This window comes from Pedobacter cryoconitis (genome assembly GCF_014200595.1).
GTDB classification, from domain to species: Bacteria; Bacteroidota; Bacteroidia; order Sphingobacteriales; family Sphingobacteriaceae; genus Pedobacter; species Pedobacter cryoconitis_C.
Genome location: NZ_JACHCG010000001.1, coordinates 817,357 through 843,050 on the forward strand (window position 1 = coordinate 817,357; position 25,694 = coordinate 843,050).

Sequence of the window (25,694 nt, forward strand, 5' to 3'; positions counted from 1 at the left end):
TCATGCAGCGCGTGATATTTAAGTCAAAAATATGTTAGCTTTGATTTTAAAGCCATATAAATTACATGAAAAAAATTACGCTGTTAATCTTTGCAATGCTGTTCTCTACCTTGTCATTTTCACAAGATATTATTAAACTGTTTAACCGTTCAACCGATTTCTTTGAATTGATGAATCAGAAGAAATTTACTGAAGCACAGGCGTATTTTGATCCGGGTGTTTCCGCAAAGATTTCTGCTGAAGATTTACAGAAACTCTGGGGTGTTTTTAACGAGAAACTAGGCAAATTTGAATCAGCGAATGGCGTTGAAAGTAAAGTTAACGGTGATTTTTTTATTGTTATTGTGGATGGGAAATTTGCAAACACCACACAAAGTTTCAGGCTTATTTATAATAAAGCCGGAAATATGGTCGGTTTTACTCCTGCTCCCCTTAAAACTGAAGCAAAATACCTGAACCCTGCCTATGCAGATACTACCTTGTACAAAGAGAAAGAAATATATGTTAAGACTCCCGGACATAGTCTGGTTGGCATATTAACTACACCAAAAAATACGAAGAATTTTCCGATTGTAGTCCTTGTACATGGTTCAGGGCCTGGTGATATGGATGAAACAGTTGGCCCAAACAAGCCTTTCAAAGATCTTGCCGCTGGCTTTGCTGCTAAAGGAGTAGCCAGCATACGTTATGTAAAAAGAACAAGGATCTACAGTGGTGAATTTGGAGGTGCGTTTACTGTAAAGGAAGAGGTGATCGATGATGCAGTTGCCGCAGTAACTTTGGCTGCTATAGTACCCGATATTGATAAAAAACAAATTTATCTGATGGGACATAGCCTTGGAGGAATGTTAGCCCCTAAAATAGCTGCATTGACACCTGAATTAAGTGGATTAATACTAGCTGCTGCTCCAGCCAGAAGTTTTACAGATTTAATTGCTGAGCAGGAGAAAGCTGTATTTGATGCATCAAAAGATACTACACAGGCTACGAAAGTTAAGTTTGCTGAGCTAAATAAGGAACTAGACAGAACCAGGTTAGTTGCTTTAGGTAATATGAAACCAGATTCCACCATTTTAGGTCTGCCGGTATCTTATTGGATTGACCTGAATAAATACAATCAGGTTGAAACTGCAAAAAAAATAAACAAACAACGTATTCTGATTGTACAAGGAGGAAACGATTTCCAGGTTTCAACCCGTGATTATGAGTTATGGGATGCCGCATTAAATAAAAAGAAGAACGTAACCTTAAAATTATATCCTGATTTGAACCACTTATTAAGTTCTCAGGTAGAAAAAGGGGATACGCGTCAATATGCAATGGCATCAAGCGTATCTGAGACCTTAATTAACGACTTAGTGGCCTGGATAAAACTGAACGATAAAAAATAATGACAAAATTTAAAGCACTACTTTTTGATTTAGACGGTACACTCGTAGATTCAGAACATTTTCATTACCGGGTATGGAACGAAATATTGGCAGAATCTGATGTACAGCTCGAATACTCTGATTTCCTGAAGAACTTTGCTGGTATCCCTTTGCCAGGAAACGCTAAAAGGTTAAAGGAGTTATATGAAATAGCATCGCCCCTGGACGTGTTGATTACAAAGAAAGAAGAGTTAACCAATGCCCGCTTAATCACCAGTACTATCGAGCTGATGCCTTATGTAGAGGAAACAATGGATTTCTTTTTAACAAAAGGTATTCCTATGGCCCTGGTCACTGCGAGTAAAAGGGCTGATGTAGATGAATTGTTCAAGAAAAACGGACTTGGGAAATACTTTAAACAACTGGTGACCAGAAGTGATGTGACCAAAAGTAAACCTGATCCGGAATCTTATAACCTTGCTGTTCAGAAGATCGGGGTTCCTAAAAGCGAATGCCTGGTGTTTGAAGATACTGTAAATGGTTTGCTGGCTGCTAAAAATGCTGATTTAACTTGTTTTGCCATTCAGGCCGATGAGCAAAGTCATGAGAAGCTGGCTAATGCTGATCGGATATTTAAAGATTTCAGAGCGGCTACAGCTTATATCACAGCAAATGAGCTGATCTGATAGTAAAAATTAAGGAGCCTGATAATGCGCTGTAATTAAATCAAGGAGATCTTCATTGATTCCAGTGTCATTATCAGCCTTCCATTTATTTTCTTTAGTCATTTTGATTTCGAAATTTTCATGGTCATCAATAGAAACAATATGATTTGTTTCTTCTCCATCCGTTACTGAATGTACCGATACAGGAACGGATTTACCCTCAAAACTAACTTCAAATTTGGTTACTTTATAACTCATTAAGCAAAGATATAAAAATGTGTGCACGCTATACCCTCACTAAAGCCCACAAGGAATTATTAATCCGTTACCAGGTCAGATTTCCTGCTGATTACCAGCCCAATTATAACCTTGCGCCTACTCAGAAAGGATTGGTGATTACTGCTGATGAACCTGATACTGCACAACTGATGCACTTTGGACTGGTTCCATACTGGGCTCAAAGTACGAAACTTGATTTTTCTACGCTTAATGCCCGTTCTGAAGAAATTATGGGTAAGAAAACGTTTGCACCGCTGATTACACATCGTAAAACATGTTTAGTACTGGCAGATGGCTTTTATGAATGGGATAAAAAAACCGGAGATACTTTGCCTTACCGTTTTGTATTAAAAGACAGAGATTTATTTGCTTTTGCAGGGCTTTGGAGCCAATGGAAAGATCAGTTTTCAGGAGAGGTTTACCGGTCTTTTACCATTATGACTACGCAGGCCAACGAAACCGTTGGTAAAGTCCATGCACCTAAATTCAGAATGCCGGTGATATTAAGCAGGGAAGAAGAAGCTATTTGGCTGAGCAAAGATCTGGGGACTCCTGATCTGCTGAGTTTATGCAAAGCCTATCCGGACGAGCTGATGGATTGCTACAGAGTAGATAAAGCTGTAAATGCAACGGTGATCAAAGGAGTAATTAATAACAGGCCCGAACTCATGCAGGCAATCCATTGATAGAAGTATAAATGAATACACTTATACTTCTATACTATATTTTCTAACCTTTCTTGTCTCTGTTTTCCAGATAAACTGTTAAAACACTTTTTAAGTACAATTCTGGCTTAGGCATAGTAATAATCGTTCCAGGTTCTTTATCCTGTGACTGTTTGATGTAATTAGCTTTGATCTTTCCCCAGTCTTTTGAATAAAGCTGGATAAAAGTTTCTACAAACTGCTCATCCGTATAATCTTTTGGAAGCTTACTTAGCACAACTTCTATTTTCTCTTCTTTTCTATGTAATACTGCCATAATGAATTTTAAATCTTTCCAAAGCTATGGAACTAAAAGTGATTTACGTAAACTTTTCTGAGTTCTGATTGTTTTAATGCTGTTAATCCTTATAGGATCGTTCCTAAAAGAAATTAAATCATCGCCTTATGGTGGATAAACTCAAAGCACAAGGCTTGCAGGATTTCTTTATCCAATGTTTGCAAGACCTGTATATTGCGGAAAAGAAATTGGTTAATTGTGCCGCTGCATTATCTATGGCTGCATTTACAGAAGAATTGCAACGCGCATTAATCGCACAATCAGAAGAGGCCGGCCTGCACGCGCAACGGCTGGATATGGTATTTGATCTCATGAACCAGCAACCTGGTGAAGGGAAATGCCATATTATTGAAATTCTCAGTGATAAGGCAGCCTCCATTGTCAAAACGGTAGAAACTGGAACTGCATTGAGAGATGCGGCAATAATTTATGCTGTTCAGCTGATTGCACATTACAAAATAGCAAGTTATGGAAGTTTAATCTCTCTGCTTGCAGAATTGGATTATCCAAAAGCTAAAATGATATTGAAAGAATGTCTGGCTGAAGAGAAGGCTGCGGATGCTTATCTGACAAAAATCGCTGTGGATTTTATTAATCCAGCAGCGCAAAGTGAATCTGAATAATCGATTTACTATACCTCACCAGAAGATTCTTCCTTAAAGCTATCAGCTACTTTTTCCGTTAATCTGAAGAATCTTTCACGCCAGTAATCCCTGTCTTTTTCCATTTCTTCAAAAGTGGTAATTTCTTTAGTATGTGTTGGCCTGGTTACTTTCTCTTCAGGATATTCATTAGAAAAATCATGTCTAAGTGCCTCACCATATCTTGATATTATTTTATACGGTAATTGAGGTTCCAGAATGTGGTTATAATAACTGGTTCTGTCATAACCCGCAGCCTTAGCTACGGCCTTTATGGTCATCCCGGAATTCCGGACGATGGAGTCCAAAAGCTCACCTTTATGTTTCTTAATATCCTCTTTTTTCACTAAAAACAAGGTAAATCAATAATCTTTAAGAATATTCTACATTTTATTAGTATAATTCTACAATTATGTTGATATTAGTGTATATAATGTAGAATTGTAATTTTATTTGTAGAATTACTCTACATATTTGTTCACTTATTTAAATTAATGCTATGCAATAGAATATAGATTGACACAAATTTATAATTTTGCAGTTCTTCAAATTGAAATGAAGGACTGCTTGACGAGCCTCGTAACAGAAATCTGGTAAATTTCAACAATACCCTACGAGATAAGTCAAGCAGCCTGAACCTATAAATATGGGGTCGGTTGCTTGCTTAAGTTTATTGTAGGGTATATTTTGCAAAAAATATATAGGTTTACCAGAACCTCTGTTACATTAAACGGGCAAGTAGCCGACCCTGTTCTTTTTCCAGATTTCGCCTATTTGCATCCGCAGCTCCGTATAAACACCAATTACCTTGATTAAGAAAATGGTATGTGCGGCCAGCGAAATTCTCCTGGTTCAACGCGTAAAAGCTGGTTGCCATACCTTTTCTATTCTCTTTTATTCTTCATTAAAACATGCTTATGAATAATTATTCAGGATCTAAAACAGTGAAATGGGACATCCATCTGCCAGAGAAAGTTTTTCATATTAAAGGAACAGTCAGTGTTTCCAATGAACTTTCCATACCAGTTAAAACTACCAGGAGGTTATGGGTCAATCACCAGGAAGTATTTCCTCAAACCGCGACAGTACTCCGCCCATTTTATGATTGTAGCTTTGAATGGGGCGAACTCGGACAGAACGCTTCTTATACCACAGCATTAGCAATTTGTCTGGCTATATTTAATAGCGAAAGGCTGGCCGAAAACCTGTTTATCTGTTTCAAAGAAGAGTTTGTTCAGAATTTTCCTGATGGCAGCTTTGAACTGGTTCTGGAAGTGACCAGGTTTTTAAATAAACATAACCAGAGGTTACATCCCAATCTGTACAGCCGGTTTTGTTTTTCCGCGATTACCAGTTCAAGAGAAATTCTTTTGTATAATGATCCCGAAACCGGGATAATCACAGCCGATCTTGCTGAAAATTATGCTATGCATAGAGAATATATGCCTGATGTGAAGCTGAGAAAACTCAATGAACGTAAACAAAGACTGTTATTCAGGTTATTTGCGAAGGATGACTATATCGTGAGCGGGTATGAGTTTCCTGAGGTGATGCGCAGGGTAGAAGAAATGATGGCCAGATTTTACTGGAGATCCGTAGAGAAAATTATTACCAATAAGCTGGCAGAGCGTTATGAAAATTAAACTATACTTTATTCCTCATCCAGTTCATTGTATATTCCAACCCCCTTTGTACATCATATAAAGGATCGTAACCCAGATCTTTTTTGATCCGGTTAATATTTGCCAGTGAATCATGAATGTCTCCAGCCCTGGATGGACCATAAGTCTGTCCAGGATCTGTACCATGGAGTTTTTTTATAATGTTCCACAGCTGGTTTAGGGAAATACGTTCACTGTAAGCTACATTATAAACCGTATTTGGAATATCACCAGCAAATAACAACGCTTTGATATTTGCCTGTACTACATTTTCAATGAAAGTGAAATCCCTGGTCTGACTTCCATCGCCATTGATCACGGGTGCAGCACCTGTGATAACCGCTTTCATTAATAATGGAATAACTGCTGCATAAGCACCTTCAGGATCCTGGTTTGGGCCGAAAACATTAAAATATCTTAAACCTACGCTATCTGTTCCGTAAGTTTTTCTGAAAACATCTGCATAAAGTTCGTTAACTAATTTAGTCACTGCATAAGGAGAGAGGGGAGCCCCGATGCGTTCTTCTGTTTTGGGTAATTCCTTACTATCTCCGTAAGTAGAAGAAGAGGCTGCATAGATCATCCTCTTCACCTTTTGCTCTTTAACTGCCATCAGCATGTTTAAAAAGCCTTCTATATTAACCTGGCTGGTTGTTAAAGGATCTTTTATAGAACGTGGTACAGAACCCAGCGCCGCCTGATGCGTTACATAATCAATTCCTTTGCAGGCAGATATACAGGTTTCAGGATCACGGATATCACCATTTATAAATTCAAAGGCCGGATCAGGTTCAAATTCTTCCAGATTCTTCCAGAATCCAGTAGCTAAATTATCCAGTACGCGTACCTTTCCCGCACCATATTTCAACAGATATCTGACCAGGTTTGAACCGATAAAGCCAGCGCCGCCGGTAATCAGAAAAGCTGATTTGCTCAGATCCTGATCATGGTAAGGATGAGTATAAAGCTGATAATTAGAGTCTTCCATGTATAAGTTCTTCAGGTAACATCCCTTTTATATCATATATTACTGTATTTTCTTTGCAAAGCTCCTGTACATCGAGTTCTTTAAACTCAGCATGGGCAACAGCACCAATTACAGCATCAAACTGTCGGTCGGTAATCGCTTCATTCTGACAAGTAATACCATATTCCTGGTAAACATGTGCAGGATCGGCCCATGGATCAAGAATACATACATTCACATGGTACTCTTTTAAACGCGTTACAATATCTATCACCCTTGTATTGCGTACATCCGGACAATTCTCCTTAAAAGTGAAACCTAAAATCAGGACTTCGCTGCCAGTAACCTGTATTTGCTTGCGTACCATCAATTTAATGACTTCATCGGCAATATATTGTCCCATTCCATCATTCAAACGTCTGCCGGCAAGAATGATTTCTGGATGATAACCAGCTTCCTGTGCCTTTTGAGCAAGGTAATAAGGATCTACACCAATACAATGCCCGCCCACAAGTCCGGGTTTAAAGTTCAGAAAATTCCATTTAGTACCCGCGGCTTCCAATATGTCGAGTGTATTCAAACCAATCAGGTTAAATATCTTGGCCAGTTCATTGACAAAGGCAATATTAATATCCCGTTGTGCATTTTCTATGACTTTGGCTGCTTCCGCGACTTTAATACTCGGGGCCCTGTAAGTACCGGCAGTAATAATGGTACGGTACAATTCATCTACGCGGTCTGCTGCTGCTGGCGTAGAACCAGACGTAATCTTTAAAATCTGGGTCAGTGTATGTTCTTTATCCCCTGGATTGATCCGTTCGGGAGAATATCCACAATGAAAATCAACATTGAATTTAAGCCCCGAAACACGTTCCAGTACCGGTGCGCATTCGTCTTCGGTAACGCCGGGGTAAACGGTTGACTCATAAATTACGATATCTCCCTTTTTTAAAAACTGACCCACTGTTTCACTTGCCTTATATAAAGCAGACAAATCGGGATGATTGAATTTATCAATAGGGGTAGGCACGGTAATAATATAAATACGTGCTTGCTGTAGCGCACTAATATCGCTGCTGAATGATAAATCAGACTTGACGTCCAGCAATTGGGCCTCAGTGATTTCCAGCGTGCTGTCATATCCCTTATGTAGTTCTTCTATGCGTTTTTGTTTAGTATCAAAGCCTGTCACTTTGAAATACCGGGCAAAAGCTACTGCCAGTGGTAACCCAACGTAACCCAGGCCAATAACAGCTATAGGTGTGTCTTTATCAATCCTTGTCATCTATAATCTTCTATTCTGCTTGTTTTTCAACAAACAGGGCGCAATTTATTGAAATAAAACTGAATCTTAAGCATTAATAAAGCGAGGTTTCTTAGTAGATTTGATTAAACTAACTGATAACAGATGAATAATTTAAAACTCTCTTTGGGAGTACCCATCATCGCAGGCTCTCTGCTGGTTTTGGCTGCATTCCAATCCTTTCATTCCACAGGTGACCCTAAATCGGGGATTATCCTTGAAAATATGGATAAACAAGTAGTTCCGGGAAATAATTTCATGGAATACGTAAACGGAACCTGGATTAAAAAAACAGAAATTCCTGCGGATAAACCCTCTGCAAGTGTAAGCTCACTGATCAATGACAAAGCTCAGGAAGATGTCAAAGAAATTATAGAAAAGGCAGCATCAGGGAAATTTGCCGATGGTTCTGAAGAACAAAAAATAGGTGACCTTTATGGCTCTTACATGAATATGACTGCCAGAGATGCGGTTGGTATAAAGCCATTGGCAGCTGATTTTAAGAAGATTGATGGTATTAAAAATCAAAAAGAGCTGGCAGCCTATTTTGCTTATGCGAATAAAATAGGGAATATGGCACCGTTTAGTGTGGCAGTTACTGAAGACTTTAAAAATCCTAAAAACTATATGCTGCTAACCTGGCAAGGTGGATTGGGCCTGCCGGACAGAGAATATTATTTTACTGATAACGCGAAGTCTAAAGAGATCAGAACGAAATATGTAGCCCATATTGAAAAAATGCTGACCCTTGCAGGAATTACTGAAGCAAAACCAAAAGCATCAGAGATTATGGCTTTAGAAACCTTGATGGCTTCTAAACAAATGAAGAAAGAAGAAACCAGGAATATGGCTGGTTTATACAACAAATATGCTGTGAGTAACCTGAATACCTTAATGCCTGATTATGACTGGAAAGGTATGCTGAATGAAGCAGGTGTGAAAAATCCGGACAGTATTGTCGTTGCACAAGTAGCTTATACTAAAGACCTGAACGCGATTATTAAAAATACCCCGCTGAGTATCTGGAAAACTTATCTGAAATGGAGTTTGGTCAAAGGTGGAGCAAGTGCTTTGAATTCTGCTCTTGATGAAGAGAATTTTAGTTTCAATGGCACTATATTAAATGGTATACCTAAACAACGTCCGCAATGGCGCAGAGCTGTTGGTGTGGTGAATGGTTCTTTAGGGGAAATGGTTGGTAAGTTATATGTAGAGAAACATTTCTCTCCTGAAGCTAAGGCACGTATGCTGGTTTTGGTTGGCAATCTGCTTAAAGCTTATGAAACCAGTATCAAAGAACTGGACTGGATGAGTCCTGAAACTAAAACTGAGGCACTTAAAAAGATCAGTAAGTTTACTCCTAAAATCGGTTATCCTGATAAATGGAGAGATTATTCGACCTTGAAAATTGTTAAAAATGATCTTTATGGTAACCTGACCCGTTCTACAGCTTTCGAATATAACCGAATGATGAAAAAGTTGGGAACTCCGGTTGACCGTACAGAGTGGGGGATGACTCCTCAGACGGTAAACGCCTATTATAACCCGCCATTGAATGAAATCGTATTTCCGGCAGCTATCCTGCAACCACCATTTTTTGATATGAATGCAGAAGATGCCGTAAATTATGGCGGTATCGGTGCTGTTATCGGTCATGAAATTGGTCATGGATTTGACGATCAGGGCAGTACTTTTGACGGAGATGGTGTGATGCGTGATTGGTGGACAAAGAATGATTTAAGTGAATTTAAAAAAAGGACAAATGCTTTGGTTGCACAGTACAGCGGCTTTAAAGTATTGAGTGACCTGAATGTAAATGGCGAATTTACTTTGGGAGAGAATATTGGGGATCTTGGTGGATTAACTATTGCGCTTAAAGCTTACCATGCTAGTTTGAATGGTAAAACCGCGCCAGTACTGGATGGCTTTAATGGCGATCAGCGAGTTTTTATTGGTTGGGGACAGGTTTGGTTAAACAAATCAAGAGAACAAGCCTTAAGAAAACAAGTAGGTACAGACCCGCACTCTCCTGCAAGGTTCCGTGTGAATGGAATTGTAAGGAACATTCCTGAATTTTACACTGCATTTAATGTAAAACCTGGTGACTCGTTATATCTTGCACCTAACAAGAGAGTTAAAATCTGGTAAACAGACTTCATTGAAAAACTAAAAAGCCGCTGCTTCCTAATGGAACAGCGGCTTTTTAGTTTTTCAACGTTAAATTTAGCCTAAAGGCTAAATCAGGTCATCTGACTAGTTTTTAACGAATTCAGTATTTGCGTTAAGTGTAATATCATCACTTAACATTGCATTTGGATATTTTGAACCTAAAGCGAAATCAGCTCTTTTGATTGTTCCGGTTACTTTGAAACCAGCAGTCGCTTTTTTAGACATTGGGTTAGTAGTTACACCTCTTAAAGTTGCATCTAAAGTAACTGGTTTAGTTACACCATGTAATGATAATAAACCGCTTACTTTGAATTTGTTACCAGCTAATTTTTTAACTGAAGTACTTTTGAAAGTTAATTTAGGGAATTTTTCAGCGTCAAAGAAATCAGCAGTTTTCAAATGTCCGTCTCTTTTTTCATCTTCTGTATTTACTGAATTGATATCAGCACTTAAAGTTACCACTGCATCAGAGAAATCATCTTTTGAAGTTGTGATTGTTGATTCAAAGTTTTTAAATGAACCTTCAACATCAGTGATCATTAAGTGGGTAACCACGAATCCTAATTTTGAGTGTGCTTTATCCGCAGTCCAGGTACTAGGTCCAACTGGTTTAAAAGCAAATAGTGCAGCTGATGCTGCTAATAATAATACAAGTAGTTTTTTCATGTCTGTAATTTTTTTATACGACAAATATGGTATAATAAAATTGTTGTTGTATTGATGTATGATAAGAAAAATAGCAGGAGCGTAAAAAAATATTAAAAGATTAAAAGGTCTTACATTCTTAAAATAGGTAGTTGACCCCAGGTTTTCAAGTATTTATACTGGTGGTTAATTAAATAAACCTCTTAAATTTGGTGTTAAATTAATCTCTCTCTAAATAGCATGAAATCATTTGTAGATATGGCTCCGAAAAATTTACTTTGCTTTTCACATCTCCGCTGGGACTTTTTGTTGCAGCGGCCTCAGCAATTGTTATTGAGATTTGCGGAGGATACCAATATCTATTACGTCGAAAACCCTGTTTTTGATGCAAAAGAGAAACCTTATTTCTCTTTTGGAACCAGATCGGAAACCTTATGGAAAATGGTTCCGCACTTAAGACCAGGACTAACTTCCAGTCAGACCACTAAATGCATGGTCCAATTAATGGATGGATTTCTGGAAAATGCAAACCTTGAAGATTGGACATTCTGGTACTATACTTCTTCTGCGTTATCGTTTACCCAAAAATATAAACCCGGATTAACCATATACGATTGTATGGACGAAGTTTCTATGTTCAGAAGTTGTCCTGAAGACATGTGTATCCTGGAGAAGAAATTGATAGAAAAGGCTGATCTTATCTTTACACAAGGGTATACCAACACGATCAGTAAAAAGATATTCCATCCCCATGTTCATCCATTTCCTTCTACAGATTCGTTACACAATACCGCTCAGACCTTATCATGGAATGACACCTATAACGCAATGTCCCGTTTAATCAAAAACAGCTCAGCAGGAAAGGGCAATCCGCATAAATCCTTCAAAAATAATGCCCACAGAGATCAGCTGTTCAATATCTTTTAGAGAACCATTCTCCAGCATTCAGTATGAATTTATTCTGACTGTCAATAGGCAGAATATTAACGATTTAGCATCCGGTTTAATGAAAATAATTTAATTATTTTTTCTATTAAAAGATTCTTGTAACCAGAAACTACCAACTTTATTTTAACTTTATAATATTTATGAATTGAAATAATGACTTTACAAGCATCAAGATCCAAAAAAAACGAGCAAAATAAGACATCTTTTCCTATTGTTGGAATGGGGGGCTCCGCAGGGTCTTTTCATGCCTTTGAAAAGTTCTTTTTACATATGCCGGTCAAAAGCGGGATAGCGTTTGTGATCATTATGCATCTTGACAATTCGCACCATATCAATGTGGCATCCATGTTGCAGCCTGTATCTTCTATGGCGATTGTTGAGGCCACAGACGGTATGCTGGTAGAACCTGACCGTATCTATGTGATCCCTCCGGGAAAAGATATGGGGATACATAACGGACGCCTGTTACTTATGGAAGCGTCCCGTTATAAAGGGGCTCATATGTCCATAGATTATTTTCTGCAAAGCCTGGCCCAGGATCAATGGGGAAATGCAGTCTCTATTATCTTTTCGGGTATGGGCGCAGATGGGGAGACAGGGGTCAGAATGATCAAGGAAAAGCTCGGTATGGCTATAGTGCAGGACCCTGCGACAGCAGAATATCCAAGCATGCCGAATGCTGCTATCAAATCAAATATGGTAGATTATATACTTGCTCCTGAAGATATGCCAGTAAAATTGATTCAATACCTAAATCACCCTGTATTACTGGAATCAGGAGCTATTGAAGAGGCTTACCTATCCAATACCAACCAAACGCACCTGCAAAAAATATTAATGCTTTTAAGGTCGCATACCGGTCATGACTTTACCCTATATAAAAAGAATACCATTGTCAGGAGGATCGAAAGAAGGATCGCTATTAATCAATTGCATGATTATGCTGAGTACATTACTTACCTCAGGGAAACTCCGAATGAAATAGTATTGCTGTTCAATGAGTTATTGATTGGCGTGACTAAGTTCTTCAGAGATCAGCAAGCATTTGATATCCTGAAAGAAAAACTATACGCTCAGCTGATCAATAAAGAAGAAAGTGATCCTATCCGTATCTGGGTAGCAGGCTGCTCTACAGGCGAAGAAGCTTATTCGATTGCGATATTGCTTATTGAATTCCTGGAAGAAGTGAAATTAGAGAGAAGACCAAGATTACAAATCTTTGCAACTGATCTTGATCCAATTGCTATTGACCACGCCCGTTCAGGAAATTACTTCTCCAACATCACTTCAGAAGTGTCTCCGGAAAGACTGGAGCGCTTTTTTATTAAAGTGAATGATGGTTATATCGTCAAAAAAGAAGTGCGTGAAATGATTGTATTTGCACAACATAACCTGATCAAAGACGCACCATTTACCCGCCTTGATTTGTTATGCTGTCGTAACGTCATGATTTATCTGACCACAGAATTGCAGAAAAAGATTATTCCTGTTTTTCATTATTCTCTGAACCCTAATGGATTGTTATTCTTAGGCCCCGCAGAATCTGTAGGGACTTTCCAGGATAGCTTTACCAATCTCGATACCAAATGGAAAGTCTTTCAGCGTAAAGAAGGAGCATCATTAGGCAATATGCTTGATTTTCCTTTTCATGTGGCCAGTCAGCACAGTAAAAATATAAAAATGCATCTTCCTACTAAAAACTTAAAGAATCCGCTGGTAGAGACTTTTCATAAAATACTGCTGGAAAGTTTTACGCCCACTTCTTTATTGTTAAACGAGCGTGGTGATATTCTGTATATCAATGGTAAAACAGCGAAGTTTATGCAGATTAACTCTGGGGAAGCTGTATTTAATATCCATAGGCTGGCCAGAGAAGAACTAAAATATGCCTTAGGTAATGCACTTCACCAGGTATGGGAGCAAAAGAGTAAAATAGAGGTTTCTGATATTAAAATCAAAGATGGTAACCAGGTTTATCTAGTTGGCTTTAAAATTGATTATATGGTAGAAATACCATTACAAGACTTGTTGCTGGTTACTTTCTACGATCTGGGACTGATCAAAAAAAGAAAGACTTCAAAGGGAATAAGTATTGGTTCTACCAGAGATGGGGAGGTTGAAGAGCTGGAAAAAGAATTGATTTATACTAAACAGCAATTACACAGTACCATTGAGCAAATGGAGACTTCTATGGAAGAACTTAAGTCTGCCAATGAAGAATTGCAAAGTACCAATGAAGAACTTCAAAGTACAAATGAGGAAGCATTGACCACAAAAGAAGAAATGCAGTCCTTAAACGAAGAATTGATGACAATTAATCTTCAATATCAGAATAAAGCTGAAGAATTGACGCAGCTGAATAATGATATGAAGAACCTGCTGGATAATACTGAAATCGGGACTATATTTTTAGACAATCAGCTTAATATTGTTCGTTTTACCCCGCAGGTCACTAAATTGTTTAATATTATACCGAGTGACGTGGGCAGGTCTATTACCCATATTGTTTCTAATTTTGACTATCCTTCATTAGAAGATTCTATTAAAGAAGTTATTGAAAAGCTTGCTGGAAAAGAACTGGAAGTGACGACCAAAAAAGATGAGTGGTATAATCTTAGAATTATGCCTTACCGTACCATGGATAATTTTATTAGTGGTGCAGTCGTTACTTTTACTAAAATTACACCTGTAAAAGCTATGGAAAGCAGGTTGTTGTCCTTACTGGAATATGCAAAAGGGATAATTAATCTTGTGCCTGATGCAGCAGTGATTTTAGACAAAGAGAGAAAAGTATTAGTCGCCAACGATTTGTTTTTACAACAATTTAATTTAAAAGGAGAAGAGATTATAGAACAATCCTTCATGGAGATTGTTCACAACAAGTGGAAGACAAATAAGCTGGATGGTTTGTTATTGCAAACTGGTCCTGCTGATTTATTTATACAGCATAACTTTCAGGGAGCAGGACTTAAAGATGTTTTTGTGAAAACCCAGCCTGTAAATAAGGTGGAAGAAGGAATAGGTTTAGTATCATTGGTAACTTTTAGAAATCAAAATAGTGGATAGCAGTCAAAGTTCATCGGGAGAAATTAATACATCACTAATTGGGCGGTTATCAGAAAAGCTGAAGTATAAGAATGACAACTTTTCTTCAAAGATAAACCTGACACTTGATGATGTTAATATTTTGCTCAATGAACTTCAGGTATACCAGCTGGAGCTGGAAATGCAAAATGATGAATTGAAAACGTCTTATTTGACACTGGATAGGGAGAGAGCTAAATTCGTAGGCTTATTTGACCTGGCACCTGTAGGCTATTTTATCCTTAATTATCTGGGCGTAGTAGAAGAAGCGAACCAGAATGGAATAGACCTGCTTAATGTAGCCAGACAAACCGTTCGCCATCAAAGGTTTCAAAGCTTTATTTCTCCTCAGTCGTGGGAAGATTTTTATAATTTTTTGCACAGGATGCAATATAATGATATCAAACAAACGGCAGAAATCAAGTTAAAATTAGCTGGTGACCAGATAGTTTATACCCGAATGGAGGGAAGGGCAATTTCCAGTATCATTGTCACAGATGTCAAATATTATATTACTGTTATTGATGTTACAGAAAGCCGTAATGCACAGCAAGTCTTAAAAGAGACCAAAGAACGGCTGGAGATGACACTGAAAGCTTCTGCAACAGGAACCTGGACAATATGTGCAGAAACCAGTTCTGTTTTTCTGGATCCCCACAGTTTCAATATTATGGGGATCAAAAGCTGGGCCTTTAACGGAACGATTGCAGGATTAATTGCATTAATTCATCCTGATGATCAGCAGCAAGTGAACAATCAGCTTCTGGGAGCTATACATGGAGTGAAAGATATAGATCTGGAATTCAGGATAATCACAGCAGATAATGACTTCAAATATATTGCTGCGAAGGGACATGAAATTAATATGCAGGAAGAATCCAGCTATTTTGCCGGGATATTAACAGATATTACAGAAAGAAAAAGATTAGAACGTGAAGCTGAGTCATTGAAAAATGATCAGCAAAAACTAATTCTTTCCGCAACACTAACCGCACAGGAAAAAGAGCGTAACATTATCAGCAGCGCTTTGCATGATAGTGTTTGTCAACTTCTTTATGGCATTAAATTAAATCTGGAAAGTGTAGAAAGGACTAATTACCTGAAAGGGGAGTTTAAAAATGTAAACGCATTACTGGATCAGGTTATTAAGGAAACCAGGCAGATTTCTTATGAACTCACACCCACTGTACTTAAAGATTTTGGCTTTGTTGCAGGGATTAAAGAAATGGCTCAGCGTACCAGTACAACTCATTTCCATATTGATACTTATATTGATAGTACAGCAGATTTCCTGGGTACAGACGTGCAGCTGTATATTTTCAGAATGATACAGGAGCTGATCAATAACTGTATCAAACATGCCAAAGCCACTAAAGCGGAGATTAAGGTTCGTTTACACCGTAATCAGGTTTTTATCAGGGTTGCAGACAACGGAATAGGCTTTAATAGCTGCATTGAACAGGCTGGTCATATCGGATCAGGCTTAAGCGGAATTAAAAACAGAGTATATTTGTTAAACGGACAGGTTAAATTTTATAAGTCCAAACAAGGCATGGTGGTAACGATTACGTTCGAAAATACAGCTGAACTATCTGTGTAAAATTATAAGAAATTAAAGAACATTTATGTTAAGCCTAATACTAGCAGAAGATCATAATATTGTACGCAACGGGATCCGTATGCTGCTGGAAGCTGATAAAGAAATCAGTATTGCCGGCGAAGCTACAAATGGTCTGGAAGTATTGGAGATTATCAGTAGCGGGGTTAAAGTGGACATTGTACTGGCAGATATTAATATGCCTGAAATGGATGGGATAACTTTAATAAAAGAGCTGAAACTAAAGAGTCCGGCTACGCAGATCGTCATGCTTTCTATGCTGGACAATGATAAATATGTTTCTCAGGCCTTTTCTGAAGGTGCATCTGGTTATCTGCTTAAAAGTGTTAGTGCTGATGAACTTATATTTTCCCTGAAACATGTCAATGCAGGCGGACAGTATTTATGTGCTGAACTGGCCATGCGCTTATTGAATAAATCGATTTCTACAGTGCCACTGAACCGGATCAATGATAACGTGGAGTATTCTATGCGGGAAATTGAAATCCTGGATCTGATTGCCGAAGGATTAACAAATAATGAAATGTCTGCTAAACTTTTTATCAGCAAACGTACTATAGAAGGACACAGGCAAAGCCTGATCGAAAAAACCGGAGCTAAAAATACTGCTGCTCTGATCAGATATGCTGTATTGAGCGGAATTATTCAATAGCTTTTATAAAAAACTTAACAGTTTGTAAGCAAGTTTCTGTGTTTCAAAATTCACCTGGGCTTTTCCCTGCTTGTCCAGATAAAACACTCCTTTTTCTGAAAGATGCTGAACATCTTTATTTTCAAGACTGATCTGAAAAGGATATTTTCCTGAGCCATCCGGAATTTCTGAAATGAAGGAAATTGTTCCGGGAATACTGAAAATTTCCTCATCTCTTGCTACACTGATGATTACTTTGCTTCCGGTTTTTAGCCTGGAAATATTAAATTTATCGGCTACCGCAGTACAATAAACCTCACCTTGACTCTTAATATCAGGAATGATATAAAATAGGGTATCATTTTTACTCACATAAGTTTTGCTTCTGAATTCGATCTTATTAGGCAGGTAATAACCCGCCTCTTGTGCATAAACTGAGGTTTCTTTTTGCGCAGATAAATCATAAATGGTAAATAGGAAAGCATTTGGCGTAATCGCATCGTTCATATCAAATACATCTTTTTTGATAATACCATTAAATGGGCTGATTACGGGAATAATTTTATGTTGTGTATGAAATTGAGCATTGAAAGATATACTGTCCTGATAAGGGATCATGAGTGCGGAAACCGCAATCAGGAGCAGTGAAACGCATGTTACCACTACATCCCAGTTGAAAAACCATTTCCATGGTTTAATAGCAATATTATTATCTGTATCTTTCAGTTTCATCAATTTGCTGTTTCGGTTAAGCCAGCCAGAAGATAAAACAAGCCAGGGAGCTAGACCTCACCTGACTTGTTCTTTTCATAGGTAGAAAAGTTATATTTCACTCAAATTATTAATATAGTCTGGTATCCTGAAATAATTTGGGTTAAACCATGTATTGGAGAGGTGAAAGTAATTTTTAAGAGGGTTAAAAAAATATTAAATCAATTACTGAATTAGAAGTTTATATGGTACATTCATTTTCTGAATACTACCTGTGATTAATTTAAATTAACCGATGAATATTACCTGCTATATTGTTGATGATGAGTATCATGTGATCAGTACTTTAAGAGAGTACATTAGTGAAGTTCCTTATCTTGAATTAGTTGGATTTAACAGTAATCCTGAAAAAGGACTGATCGAAGTGAACAGACTGGCACCAGATCTGGTTTTTCTGGATATCAATATGCCGATGCTGGATGGAATGGATTTTTGCCAGTTGATTACTACCTCGACCAAAGTTGTTTTTGTAAGTGGTTACAGAGATTATGCTTTTGATGCATTCAGCCATAATGCGGTAGACTATTTATTGAAGCCGGTATCCCATAAAAGGTTTATGCAGGCCATACATAAAGTGATCAGTTTTGTACCGATGCTAAGCGGGAAGCCTTCTGCTCAGCATGCCTCATCCGAAGTCTCTTACATCTATATTAAGCATGGAGTGAAAGGGAGATTGATCAAAATAGAATTTGATGATATTTATTATATAGAATCAAATGATAATCAGGTGGTTTTTAACCTAGAAAATGAGAATTACATCGCTTATGTCCCTTTAAAAAATGTCCTTCCTCAATTACCGGGAACGAGCTTTCTGCGTATCCATAAATCCTTTGTAGTGAACCATAAAAAGATCAGCCACATTGAAGGGAATATGGTCATTTTAAAGAATAAAACTATACTGCAACTCGGTAATACCTACAAAGATTCTTTCTTTAAATACGTTGGCTTAAGCGTGTTAAAAACTAATAAATAAAACCCAATCAAGGCTTCCCGAATTGATCCGGGAAGTCTTCACGAAACTTAAAATTGAATACAAATCTTTCCAAAATGATTTCCTGCCTGTAAAGAATGGAAAGCTTCCCTCGCTTCACTGAACGGAAATGTTTTGTAAATGACCGGTTGCATCTGTCTGGCTTCTATGGCTTTATTCATTCTTTCAAACATTTCCTTAGAACCCACCTCAATTCCCTGTAGTTTGATTTCTTTGGACATAATTTTCGCAGTATTGATATTTCCATACAAGCCATTGATCACTCCGATCAACGATACCGTACCATCGAAGGATACGGCATCAATTGATCGGTTAATATGGTCGCTTCCGACAACTTCAACCACGTGATCAACTCCTGAACCATTCGTTAATTCAAACACCTTATCTTCCCAGTTCGGGGTTGTTTTGTAATTGATCAGGTGATTGACGCCCATTTTATTTGCCAGATTTAACTTTTCTTCACTGCTTGAAATAAGAATAACCTCAGCACCCGTCATTAAGGCAAATTGCATGGAAAATATGGAGACTCCGCCTGTTCCCTGAATCAGTACAGTATTTCCTTTATTTATCTTTCCTTTTTCAATTAATCCGTGCCAGGCTGTAAGTGCAGCACATGGTAATGTGGCCGCTGCATCATCAGTTAGAAAAGCTGGCACTTTGATCACTTCAGTTTCACCAAACACAACATATTCCTGTAGCAATCCATCGTGTGCATTTCCTCCCAGGGAATTTGTAAGTTTTTCAGGTCTTAGTTTACCTTCAATCCAGTTCGGAAGAAAAAGACCTGTCACACGATCACCAACCACCAGTGAGCTTACCTGACTCCCGATTTCAACTATTCTGCCAACACCATCAGAAATAGGTACACGTCCAACTGGTGGTTTCCAATTATCGATACCATTAATGACAAGCAGATCCCTATAATTTAGGGATACCGAACTCATTTTGACCAATACCTGATGAGGTAATACTTTAGGATAGTCCTTCTGTACCAAAGCCAATGTTTCTATGTTATAATTTTCTGTTATTTGATAAGCTTTCATATTAAATAATATTTAGTTTTACTATCTCAAAATTAGTGCTAATTGCTTGTTTAATATATTCTTTTGCCGATTATGAGTTACTAATAATTAAGTGAGTATGAGCACGAAAAAATTCAATTCCACCAATACGCTAAATGAACTTTATCTTGATGAGCGTTGTACCTTGAACAAGGTTTTACGGATCATTGGCAAACGATGGGTTTCAGAAGTGTTGGTGCTGATCAAAGAGGATGTATCCAGGTTTTCTTACCTGAAAGAATGTCTGACCGGGATCTCGGATAATGTATTGTCAAATGTTTTAAATGAGCTGATTAAATCCGAACTGGTTAAAAAGGAAATTTTTAATGATGTCCCTTTAAGAGTAGAGTATAAAATTACAGAAAGTGGGTTAGCGTTAGTGAATGTAATGCACGACTTATGTAGCTGGGGTAAAAAGCATATTCCATACGAAGTCCGGATTAAACCCACATTTAAAAAGAAAACCATTTAAGATATTGCGTAAAGTAGAATTGTCTCCTATTTATTGTTATTAATACTAAATTCATTATCAGTTGATTACATACTATTTTCATTTTAATTTGTAATTAGTCTAAATAACTTCTTATACTTGCAGGGTTATTTAAAATAATTCTAAATAGGTTTTTGAATGAGAATTGGTTACCTCCTGATTACAATATTTATATCCACTGCAACTTCTTATGCGCAGAACAAAACTGTTGCTAGTCAGCAGAAAAAAGATACTGTTGGCAATAAACTGAAGGAAGTGGTGGTTACCGGTGAGTATCAGCCACAATCGTTAAAAAATTCTGTTTACAGGACCCGTATCATTAACGCAGAACGTATACGCCTGAAAGCGGCCACAAGTATTCAGCAGGTTTTAAATACAGAACTCGGATTCAGGTTTACCAGTGACCCGGCTTTAGGCGTCAGTGATGTGCAAATGATGGGGATGAGCGGCCGTAATATCAAAATCCTGCTGGATGGTGTACCTATGATCGATAGAAATGACGAACGTGAAAGTTTGAATCAGATTGATATCAATACAGTAGAACGTATTGAAATTGTTGAAGGGCCGCTTTCTGTTTCTTATGGTTCTGATGCCCTGGTTGGGGTGATCAATGTGATTACTAAAAAACCGGGCAAAGAAACATTGAATATCAATGCAAGAATACAAGAGGAGACAGCTGGAAAAGAATATTCACCATTTGGTAAATCCGGATCTCACATGCAGCATGTTGGGGGAGACTGGCAAAATAAAGGATGGAGTATCCTTGCAGGGCTTACCCGGGACGATTTTAATGGATTTAATGTGCCCGGAGCGCTGACTACTTCTACAGAAGTTGCTTTAGACCGTAACCGCTGGAAGCCAAAACTTAGGTGGATGGCGAATGGAAGACTAGGCTATAGCAATACTAATTTCAATATCTGGTACAGACTGAACTATCTGGATGAAAGTATTGATAGCAGAGGCGGTTATATTGTGAATGCGAACAAAGCAATCAACCAGGTATTTACTGTTAAACGTTATATCCATCAATTACAAAGTGATTACCGTTTCAATGAAAAGTTATCATTGAGTGGTTCTGTAGCCTATAATATTTTGAATCGTGCCACAAAAACCACTGAACATGATTATGCTACAGGTACGGATCAGCTGACCACGGGTCAGGGACAACAGGATTTAGCGAAACTAAGTTCTGGTGCTTTCAGGACTACATTAGTTTATAAAATGTCAGATCAGGTTTCCTTTCAACCGGGTATAGAGATCAACACCGATCATGCAGAAGGAGCAAGAATTAAAGGAGAGCCGACTATTAAGGATTATGCATTTTTCGTCTCTTCAGAACTTCGTGTAATCAATGGTGTAACCATTCGCCCGGGACTCAGGTTTATCAAAAATTCTGTTTATGACGCGCCGCCGGTTATTCCATCGCTGAATACTAAAATAGTTTTAACCGATAAACTTGATTTACGCTTAGGTTATGCTACTGGTTTCCGTGCCCCGGCACTTCGTGAGCTCTATTTTGACTTCATAGATGCGAATCATACTATTCTAGGGAATTTAAACTTGAAAGCTGAGCAATCAAACAGCTTAAATGCTTCTCTTTCTTTAGCTACAGTTGAACAAGAGGGGGTTACCCTGAAAACGGTGCTGAGTGGATATTATAACTACATTAAAAACAGAATTGACTACCTGACCTCAGAGACTGACCCTACGCTTTCTGAGCTGGTGAATCTTGCAAAATATAAGACTACAGGTGGTACTTTGGAAAACACTTTGGCGTGGAAACATTTCCAGGCTTCACTAGGCTTGGGCATGATTGGTACGTATAACCAGTACAGTGAAGATTCAAAAACCTACGGAGAGTCACCGGAATTTGTCTGGTCACCGGAAATCAATACTAATCTGACTTACAACCTGCCTCAATATGGTGCAACAGTGAACCTGTCAGCCAAATTTAATGGGACAAGAAGACAATATGAATCTTTTACCGGGGATAATGGGCAGGGTGTCAGATTAACAAAAATCGGCTCTTCCACTATTGCAGATCTGATGATTACTAAAAAGCTGCTTAAATCATTCGCGCTGAATGCAGGTGTAAATAACCTGTTCAATATCACCACACTCAGTAATTCTTCTTTAGGTACTGGAGGTGCGCACGGTACAGGAGGGCAGTCTATCCCTACGAGCTATGGCCGCTCTTATGTAGTTGGGCTAAGCTTTAACTGGACAAAAAATTAAATAATTTATTAATAAACCACAACATGAAAAAATTTACTCCACTAATCACTTTACTTTGCCTGGCCACTGCCTTTACAGCCTGCAAAAAAGATAGTGACCCAATTATTGTAACCCCTGCTTCAACCGGGAGTACACTTACTTTAAATGGACTGATTGGTTCTGAAGCAGGTTCAGCAGCAGGAAACAGTGTTTTCGTAGACTTTAGTACAGATAAACAAACGTCTGTAGCGCGTACTTCATGGGATCTTGGCTTTTATTCAGGTGATGATTTTAAAGTAATCCTGAACCATACTGTAGGTGCAACTGCCATTGCATTAAATAAAACAGATTTAAACCTGGTTACTGAAGCAGATACGACAGCATTAGCTGCCTCAGGTGATTTAAACTTAGGTCAGGGTGCAGGTGGTTTTAGTTACATCGATCCTGTTGAAGGAGATGCCGCAACTTATTTAGCCGGTACTGTGATTAAAACGATTGCTGCTGCTGATGCAGACAATAAAGTTTATATCGTGAACCGCGGCGGTACTTCAGGATGGCAAAAAATCCGTGTAATCCGCGCAGGTGCAGGTTATACTTTACAATATGCTAAAATCACTGATAAAACTTTCAAAACGCTGAATGTCACTAAAGACGCAGCTTTCAATTTTAAATATGTATCCTTCAAAACAGGAGCAGTAGAGGTAGAGCCGGCAAAAGCAAATTGGGATATCGAATGGACATTGGCGACTTATAAAGCAAATGCAACTACACCTTATACTTTCTCAGATTTCGTGCTGATCAACTTTGTAGGCGGGGTAACTGCGGCAGAAGTGATCGTAGCAGACAGCAAAGTAACTTTTGCAGATTTCGCAGAAGCTAACCTGACAGGAAAAGTATTTGTGGGTAAAAGAGAAGTTATTGCTGGTAACTGGAGAGTTACTTCGGGTACACCAGTAGGTGTAAAAACAGATCGTTTCTACCTCGTTAAAGATGGTGCAGGTAATATTTATAAATTAAAATTTGTGAGCTTCCATCCAAATGATGCAGGAGTTCGCGGTAAACCAGTAATCGAATACAAGCTGGTTAAAAAGGCATAAACTTGGTTAGTTTAGGTTGCGAAGGCTGGCTTTCATGGATATGAAAGCCGCCTTTAGTTAGTTAAAAACCAAATCATTTATCAAATTAAAAATTATGAACCCGACATGATTAAAATAATTATTAAACCCACAGGGTAATAATTATTTTAATCATCAAAGGCTACATCTAACAAAAACTTAAAATAAATAAACAGATGAAACTTACTTTATTAGCAGCAGCGATGGCAGCCATTAGTTTGGGAGCCTGTAATGCAAACAAACAGGAAGCCACAGCAGGTCTTGCTGACAGTATTAAAATTGTATCTCTAAGCGGATCCATCAGTGAAGTATTAGCTGGTGCAGGTTTAGAAAAGAATATTGTGGGTACTGATATCACCAGTAATTATCCTGAAGGTCTGAAAGCAAAACCAAAAGTAGGGCATAATAAAAATATCAATGCCGAAGGGATTTTAGCCTTACAACCGGGCCTGGTTATCGGGATTAAAAAAGACTTTAGCCCGGCATTGGAAGCTCAATTTAAAACCGCTGGTGTAAAGCTTTTATTAGTGGATCAGGAGTTTTCTGTCAAAGGAACAAAAGAGCTGATCCATACCCTTACAGATAGCCTGCATGTGAAAACCAAAGGTGATTCGCTGATCAAGATCTTAGATCAGGATCTGGCAAAAGTTAAACCTGCTGCCCGCAAACCTAAAGTATTATTCATTTATGCACGCGGTACCGGAACAATGATGGTTGGCGGTACAGGTACGCAGGTGGAGAAAGCAATTGTTCTGGCAGGTGGACAGAATGCAGTAACTGAATTTGCCGATTACAAGCCTTTAACAGCTGAGGCTTTAGTCAAAGCTAATCCAGACGTGATCCTGCTTTTTGACTCAGGTTTGAAAAGTTTAGGCGGAGCAGAAGGGGTGTCAAAAATTCAGGGCATCAAAGAAACAAATGCGGGTAAAAACAAGAAAATTATCAGTATGGACGGTGAACTGTTAGGCAGCTTTGGGCCACGTTTAGGCGTTGCAATTCAAGAACTAGCGACTAAAATCAATTGAGTAAAAAGATAAAATTAATTCTGTTACTGCTGCTGATCTTATTATTGGCAGTTGTAGTGATCTCCTCCTGTATAGGGGCGGTAGTAATTACGATGCCTGAGTTTTTATCCATCATAGCCTATAAAACAGGGTTTTCGGATGCGATGAATTTTAAACCACAACAAGCAGCAGTACTGATGAATATAAGATTGCCAAGGGTGGTTTTAGGGATGTTAATAGGCGCGGGACTTGGTATATCAGGCGCAGCAATACAAGGTTTGTTTAGAAATCCACTAGCAGAACCCGGGTTGATAGGGATATCAGCGGGTGCTACTTTATGCGCCGTATTAGTGATTGTATTAGAAGTTGGGTTTTTTACCAAACTGAGTGGTATAATTGGTTTTTATGCCATTTCTCTGGCTGCTTTTATTGGTGCTTGTGTAACCACATTTATCGTTTACCGGATGTCTACCAGGCATGGTAAAACGGAGATCACAACCCTGTTATTATCCGGTATTGCCATCAATGCGCTGGCACTCGGATTTGTAGGCTTGTTAACCTATATGGCGACAAATGAGCAGTTACCAGTCATTACCTTCTGGAGTTTAGGGAGTTTAGGAGGAGCAAGCTGGGAAACAGTAAGCGGACTTTTACCATTTATTGTGATACCAGTAATCATTCTTCCATTTTTAGCAAAGTCACTCAACGCGTTAACCCTTGGAGATGCGCAAGCATTACATATGGGGATTAATGTGGTCAATATGAAAAGGATCATCATTGTATTGGCGACCATGGCGGTTGGTGCAGCTGTTGCAGTTGCTGGAATAATCGGATTTATCGGATTAATCATTCCGCATATTCTGAGGATGACTTTTACCGCTGATAACCGGCTGGTTGTTCCGGGATCAGCGATTCTGGGCGCAGCTTTATTGACCGCTGCCGATATGGTTGCCAGAACTATTGTTGCGCCGGCAGAACTGCCTATTGGTATTTTGACCGCATTGATCGGAACCCCTGTATTTATGTATATCATCGTTACCGAACGCAATAAAAATAAATTATAAG

At 38.4% G+C, this 25,694-nt stretch carries 24 protein-coding genes; 16 read left to right on the top strand and 8 right to left on the bottom strand.

Going from position 1 to position 25,694, the window contains the following annotated elements:
- The first annotated feature begins 65 nt into the window (after positions 1-65).
- Together HDE70_RS03700 and HDE70_RS03705 are read left to right on the top strand one after the other, a co-directional pair.
- Positions 66-1,391: a DUF3887 domain-containing protein gene (locus HDE70_RS03700; RefSeq protein WP_183888089.1), complete on the top strand. Its 1,326-nt coding sequence runs from the start codon at positions 66-68 to the stop codon at positions 1,389-1,391.
- Positions 1,391-2,056 carry an HAD family hydrolase gene (locus tag HDE70_RS03705; protein ID WP_183865353.1) on the top strand — a complete coding sequence of 222 codons (666 nt, stop codon included), beginning with the start codon at positions 1,391-1,393 and terminating at the stop codon, positions 2,054-2,056. The genes HDE70_RS03700 and HDE70_RS03705 overlap by 1 nt, the downstream gene beginning before the upstream one ends.
- 9 nt (positions 2,057-2,065) lie before the next feature.
- Here HDE70_RS03705 and HDE70_RS03710 read toward each other — a convergent pair whose 3' ends face one another.
- Positions 2,066-2,293: a hypothetical protein gene (locus HDE70_RS03710; protein WP_183865354.1), complete on the bottom strand. Its 228-nt coding sequence runs from the start codon at positions 2,291-2,293 to the stop codon at positions 2,066-2,068.
- A gap of 17 nt (positions 2,294-2,310) precedes the next feature.
- Here HDE70_RS03710 and HDE70_RS03715 point away from each other — a divergent pair, with 17 nt between their 5' ends.
- Positions 2,311-3,000 (top strand): SOS response-associated peptidase, encoded by a 690-nt coding sequence (locus HDE70_RS03715; protein WP_183888091.1) that lies wholly within the window; start codon positions 2,311-2,313, stop codon positions 2,998-3,000.
- 43 nt (positions 3,001-3,043) lie between these two features.
- Here HDE70_RS03715 and HDE70_RS03720 read toward each other — a convergent pair whose 3' ends face one another.
- Positions 3,044-3,295, bottom strand: coding sequence for a hypothetical protein (locus HDE70_RS03720; RefSeq protein WP_068401002.1), 252 nt, complete (start codon positions 3,293-3,295; stop codon positions 3,044-3,046).
- Between the two features lie 128 nt (positions 3,296-3,423).
- On the opposite strand from HDE70_RS03720, the gene HDE70_RS03725 reads away from it, so the two are divergent.
- Entirely contained in the window at positions 3,424-3,939 is a 516-nt protein-coding gene (locus tag HDE70_RS03725; protein WP_183888093.1) for a DUF892 family protein, read from the top strand.
- 8 nt (positions 3,940-3,947) lie between these two features.
- Here HDE70_RS03725 and HDE70_RS03730 read toward each other — a convergent pair whose 3' ends face one another.
- Positions 3,948-4,304: a hypothetical protein gene (locus HDE70_RS03730; protein WP_183888095.1), complete on the bottom strand. Its 357-nt coding sequence runs from the start codon at positions 4,302-4,304 to the stop codon at positions 3,948-3,950.
- A 570-nt stretch (positions 4,305-4,874) separates the two neighbouring features.
- Between HDE70_RS03730 and HDE70_RS03735 the strand changes: the two genes are divergently transcribed.
- Positions 4,875-5,600: a DUF6166 domain-containing protein gene (locus HDE70_RS03735; protein WP_183888097.1), complete on the top strand. Its 726-nt coding sequence runs from the start codon at positions 4,875-4,877 to the stop codon at positions 5,598-5,600.
- Between the two features lies 1 nt (position 5,601).
- Here the strand turns inward: HDE70_RS03735 and HDE70_RS03740 are convergent, their stop codons facing one another.
- Together HDE70_RS03740 and HDE70_RS03745 are read right to left on the bottom strand one after the other, a co-directional pair.
- Complete coding sequence (locus HDE70_RS03740; RefSeq protein ID WP_183888099.1) at positions 5,602-6,606, bottom strand: SDR family oxidoreductase; 1,005 nt, start codon at positions 6,604-6,606, stop codon at positions 5,602-5,604.
- Complete coding sequence (locus HDE70_RS03745) at positions 6,593-7,870, bottom strand: nucleotide sugar dehydrogenase (protein ID WP_183888101.1); 1,278 nt, start codon at positions 7,868-7,870, stop codon at positions 6,593-6,595. Before HDE70_RS03745 ends, HDE70_RS03740 begins: the two co-directional genes overlap by 14 nt.
- 123 nt (positions 7,871-7,993) lie before the next feature.
- On the opposite strand from HDE70_RS03745, the gene HDE70_RS03750 reads away from it, so the two are divergent.
- A complete protein-coding gene (locus HDE70_RS03750) occupies positions 7,994-10,036 on the top strand; it encodes a M13 family metallopeptidase (RefSeq protein ID WP_183865361.1) in 2,043 nt (680 codons plus the stop codon).
- A 105-nt stretch (positions 10,037-10,141) separates the two neighbouring features.
- Here HDE70_RS03750 and HDE70_RS03755 read toward each other — a convergent pair whose 3' ends face one another.
- Positions 10,142-10,723: a YceI family protein gene (locus HDE70_RS03755; protein ID WP_183865362.1), complete on the bottom strand. Its 582-nt coding sequence runs from the start codon at positions 10,721-10,723 to the stop codon at positions 10,142-10,144.
- A 219-nt stretch (positions 10,724-10,942) separates the two neighbouring features.
- Here HDE70_RS03755 and HDE70_RS03760 point away from each other — a divergent pair, with 219 nt between their 5' ends.
- From HDE70_RS03760 to HDE70_RS03775, 4 genes are all read left to right on the top strand, one after another.
- A complete protein-coding gene (locus tag HDE70_RS03760; RefSeq protein WP_183888103.1) occupies positions 10,943-11,629 on the top strand; it encodes a hypothetical protein in 687 nt (228 codons plus the stop codon).
- A gap of 174 nt (positions 11,630-11,803) precedes the next feature.
- On the top strand, positions 11,804-14,716 hold the full coding sequence (locus HDE70_RS03765; protein WP_183888104.1) for a CheR family methyltransferase: 2,913 nt from the start codon (positions 11,804-11,806) through the stop codon (positions 14,714-14,716).
- Entirely contained in the window at positions 14,709-16,334 is a 1,626-nt protein-coding gene (locus tag HDE70_RS03770; RefSeq protein WP_183888107.1) for a PAS domain-containing protein, read from the top strand. The genes HDE70_RS03765 and HDE70_RS03770 overlap by 8 nt, the downstream gene beginning before the upstream one ends.
- Before the next feature lie 25 nt (positions 16,335-16,359).
- Positions 16,360-17,004: a response regulator transcription factor gene (locus tag HDE70_RS03775; protein WP_183865366.1), complete on the top strand. Its 645-nt coding sequence runs from the start codon at positions 16,360-16,362 to the stop codon at positions 17,002-17,004.
- Between the two features lie 3 nt (positions 17,005-17,007).
- Here the strand turns inward: HDE70_RS03775 and HDE70_RS03780 are convergent, their stop codons facing one another.
- Positions 17,008-17,715 carry an HlyD family secretion protein gene (locus HDE70_RS03780; protein WP_183888109.1) on the bottom strand — a complete coding sequence of 236 codons (708 nt, stop codon included), beginning with the start codon at positions 17,713-17,715 and terminating at the stop codon, positions 17,008-17,010.
- Positions 17,716-17,989: 274 nt separating this feature from the next.
- Here HDE70_RS03780 and HDE70_RS03785 point away from each other — a divergent pair, with 274 nt between their 5' ends.
- Complete coding sequence (locus HDE70_RS03785; RefSeq protein ID WP_183888111.1) at positions 17,990-18,727, top strand: LytR/AlgR family response regulator transcription factor; 738 nt, start codon at positions 17,990-17,992, stop codon at positions 18,725-18,727.
- 47 nt (positions 18,728-18,774) lie between these two features.
- Here the strand turns inward: HDE70_RS03785 and HDE70_RS03790 are convergent, their stop codons facing one another.
- The gene (locus HDE70_RS03790; RefSeq protein WP_183888113.1) at positions 18,775-19,788 is read right to left on the bottom strand and encodes a zinc-dependent alcohol dehydrogenase family protein; all 1,014 of its coding nucleotides are present in this window, start codon (positions 19,786-19,788) and stop codon (positions 18,775-18,777) included.
- A gap of 97 nt (positions 19,789-19,885) precedes the next feature.
- Here HDE70_RS03790 and HDE70_RS03795 point away from each other — a divergent pair, with 97 nt between their 5' ends.
- The 5 genes from HDE70_RS03795 (at position 19,886) to HDE70_RS03815 (ending at position 25,693) form a co-directional block, all read left to right on the top strand.
- On the top strand, positions 19,886-20,278 hold the full coding sequence (locus HDE70_RS03795) for a winged helix-turn-helix transcriptional regulator (RefSeq protein ID WP_183888115.1): 393 nt from the start codon (positions 19,886-19,888) through the stop codon (positions 20,276-20,278).
- A gap of 156 nt (positions 20,279-20,434) precedes the next feature.
- Complete coding sequence (locus HDE70_RS03800; protein WP_183888117.1) at positions 20,435-22,531, top strand: TonB-dependent receptor plug domain-containing protein; 2,097 nt, start codon at positions 20,435-20,437, stop codon at positions 22,529-22,531.
- Between the two features lie 23 nt (positions 22,532-22,554).
- On the top strand, positions 22,555-23,607 hold the full coding sequence (locus HDE70_RS03805; RefSeq protein ID WP_183888119.1) for an HmuY family protein: 1,053 nt from the start codon (positions 22,555-22,557) through the stop codon (positions 23,605-23,607).
- Positions 23,608-23,801: 194 nt separating this feature from the next.
- On the top strand, positions 23,802-24,650 hold the full coding sequence (locus HDE70_RS03810; protein WP_183865371.1) for a hemin ABC transporter substrate-binding protein: 849 nt from the start codon (positions 23,802-23,804) through the stop codon (positions 24,648-24,650).
- On the top strand, positions 24,647-25,693 hold the full coding sequence (locus HDE70_RS03815) for a FecCD family ABC transporter permease (protein ID WP_183865372.1): 1,047 nt from the start codon (positions 24,647-24,649) through the stop codon (positions 25,691-25,693). The genes HDE70_RS03810 and HDE70_RS03815 overlap by 4 nt, the downstream gene beginning before the upstream one ends.
- Position 25,694: the final 1 nt, after the last annotated feature.

Bases quoted from the DNA above. Each gene is read 5' to 3' on its own strand.
- HDE70_RS03700 (WP_183888089.1), top strand. From the start codon at position 66: ATGAAAAAAATTACGCTGTTAATCTTTGCAATGCTGTTCTCTACCTTG.
- HDE70_RS03705 (WP_183865353.1), top strand. From the start codon at position 1,391: ATGACAAAATTTAAAGCACTACTTTTTGATTTAGACGGTACACTCGTA.
- HDE70_RS03710 (WP_183865354.1), bottom strand. From the start codon at position 2,293: ATGAGTTATAAAGTAACCAAATTTGAAGTTAGTTTTGAGGGTAAATCC.
- HDE70_RS03715 (WP_183888091.1), top strand. From the start codon at position 2,311: ATGTGTGCACGCTATACCCTCACTAAAGCCCACAAGGAATTATTAATC.
- HDE70_RS03720 (WP_068401002.1), bottom strand. From the start codon at position 3,295: ATGGCAGTATTACATAGAAAAGAAGAGAAAATAGAAGTTGTGCTAAGT.
- HDE70_RS03725 (WP_183888093.1), top strand. From the start codon at position 3,424: ATGGTGGATAAACTCAAAGCACAAGGCTTGCAGGATTTCTTTATCCAA.
- HDE70_RS03735 (WP_183888097.1), top strand. From the start codon at position 4,875: ATGAATAATTATTCAGGATCTAAAACAGTGAAATGGGACATCCATCTG.
- HDE70_RS03740 (WP_183888099.1), bottom strand. From the start codon at position 6,606: ATGGAAGACTCTAATTATCAGCTTTATACTCATCCTTACCATGATCAG.
- HDE70_RS03745 (WP_183888101.1), bottom strand. From the start codon at position 7,870: ATGACAAGGATTGATAAAGACACACCTATAGCTGTTATTGGCCTGGGT.
- HDE70_RS03750 (WP_183865361.1), top strand. From the start codon at position 7,994: ATGAATAATTTAAAACTCTCTTTGGGAGTACCCATCATCGCAGGCTCT.
- HDE70_RS03755 (WP_183865362.1), bottom strand. From the start codon at position 10,723: ATGAAAAAACTACTTGTATTATTATTAGCAGCATCAGCTGCACTATTT.
- HDE70_RS03760 (WP_183888103.1), top strand. From the start codon at position 10,943: ATGAAATCATTTGTAGATATGGCTCCGAAAAATTTACTTTGCTTTTCA.
- HDE70_RS03765 (WP_183888104.1), top strand. From the start codon at position 11,804: ATGACTTTACAAGCATCAAGATCCAAAAAAAACGAGCAAAATAAGACA.
- HDE70_RS03775 (WP_183865366.1), top strand. From the start codon at position 16,360: ATGTTAAGCCTAATACTAGCAGAAGATCATAATATTGTACGCAACGGG.
- HDE70_RS03780 (WP_183888109.1), bottom strand. From the start codon at position 17,715: ATGAAACTGAAAGATACAGATAATAATATTGCTATTAAACCATGGAAA.
- HDE70_RS03785 (WP_183888111.1), top strand. From the start codon at position 17,990: ATGAATATTACCTGCTATATTGTTGATGATGAGTATCATGTGATCAGT.
- HDE70_RS03790 (WP_183888113.1), bottom strand. From the start codon at position 19,788: ATGAAAGCTTATCAAATAACAGAAAATTATAACATAGAAACATTGGCT.
- HDE70_RS03795 (WP_183888115.1), top strand. From the start codon at position 19,886: ATGAGCACGAAAAAATTCAATTCCACCAATACGCTAAATGAACTTTAT.
- HDE70_RS03800 (WP_183888117.1), top strand. From the start codon at position 20,435: ATGAGAATTGGTTACCTCCTGATTACAATATTTATATCCACTGCAACT.
- HDE70_RS03805 (WP_183888119.1), top strand. From the start codon at position 22,555: ATGAAAAAATTTACTCCACTAATCACTTTACTTTGCCTGGCCACTGCC.
- HDE70_RS03810 (WP_183865371.1), top strand. From the start codon at position 23,802: ATGAAACTTACTTTATTAGCAGCAGCGATGGCAGCCATTAGTTTGGGA.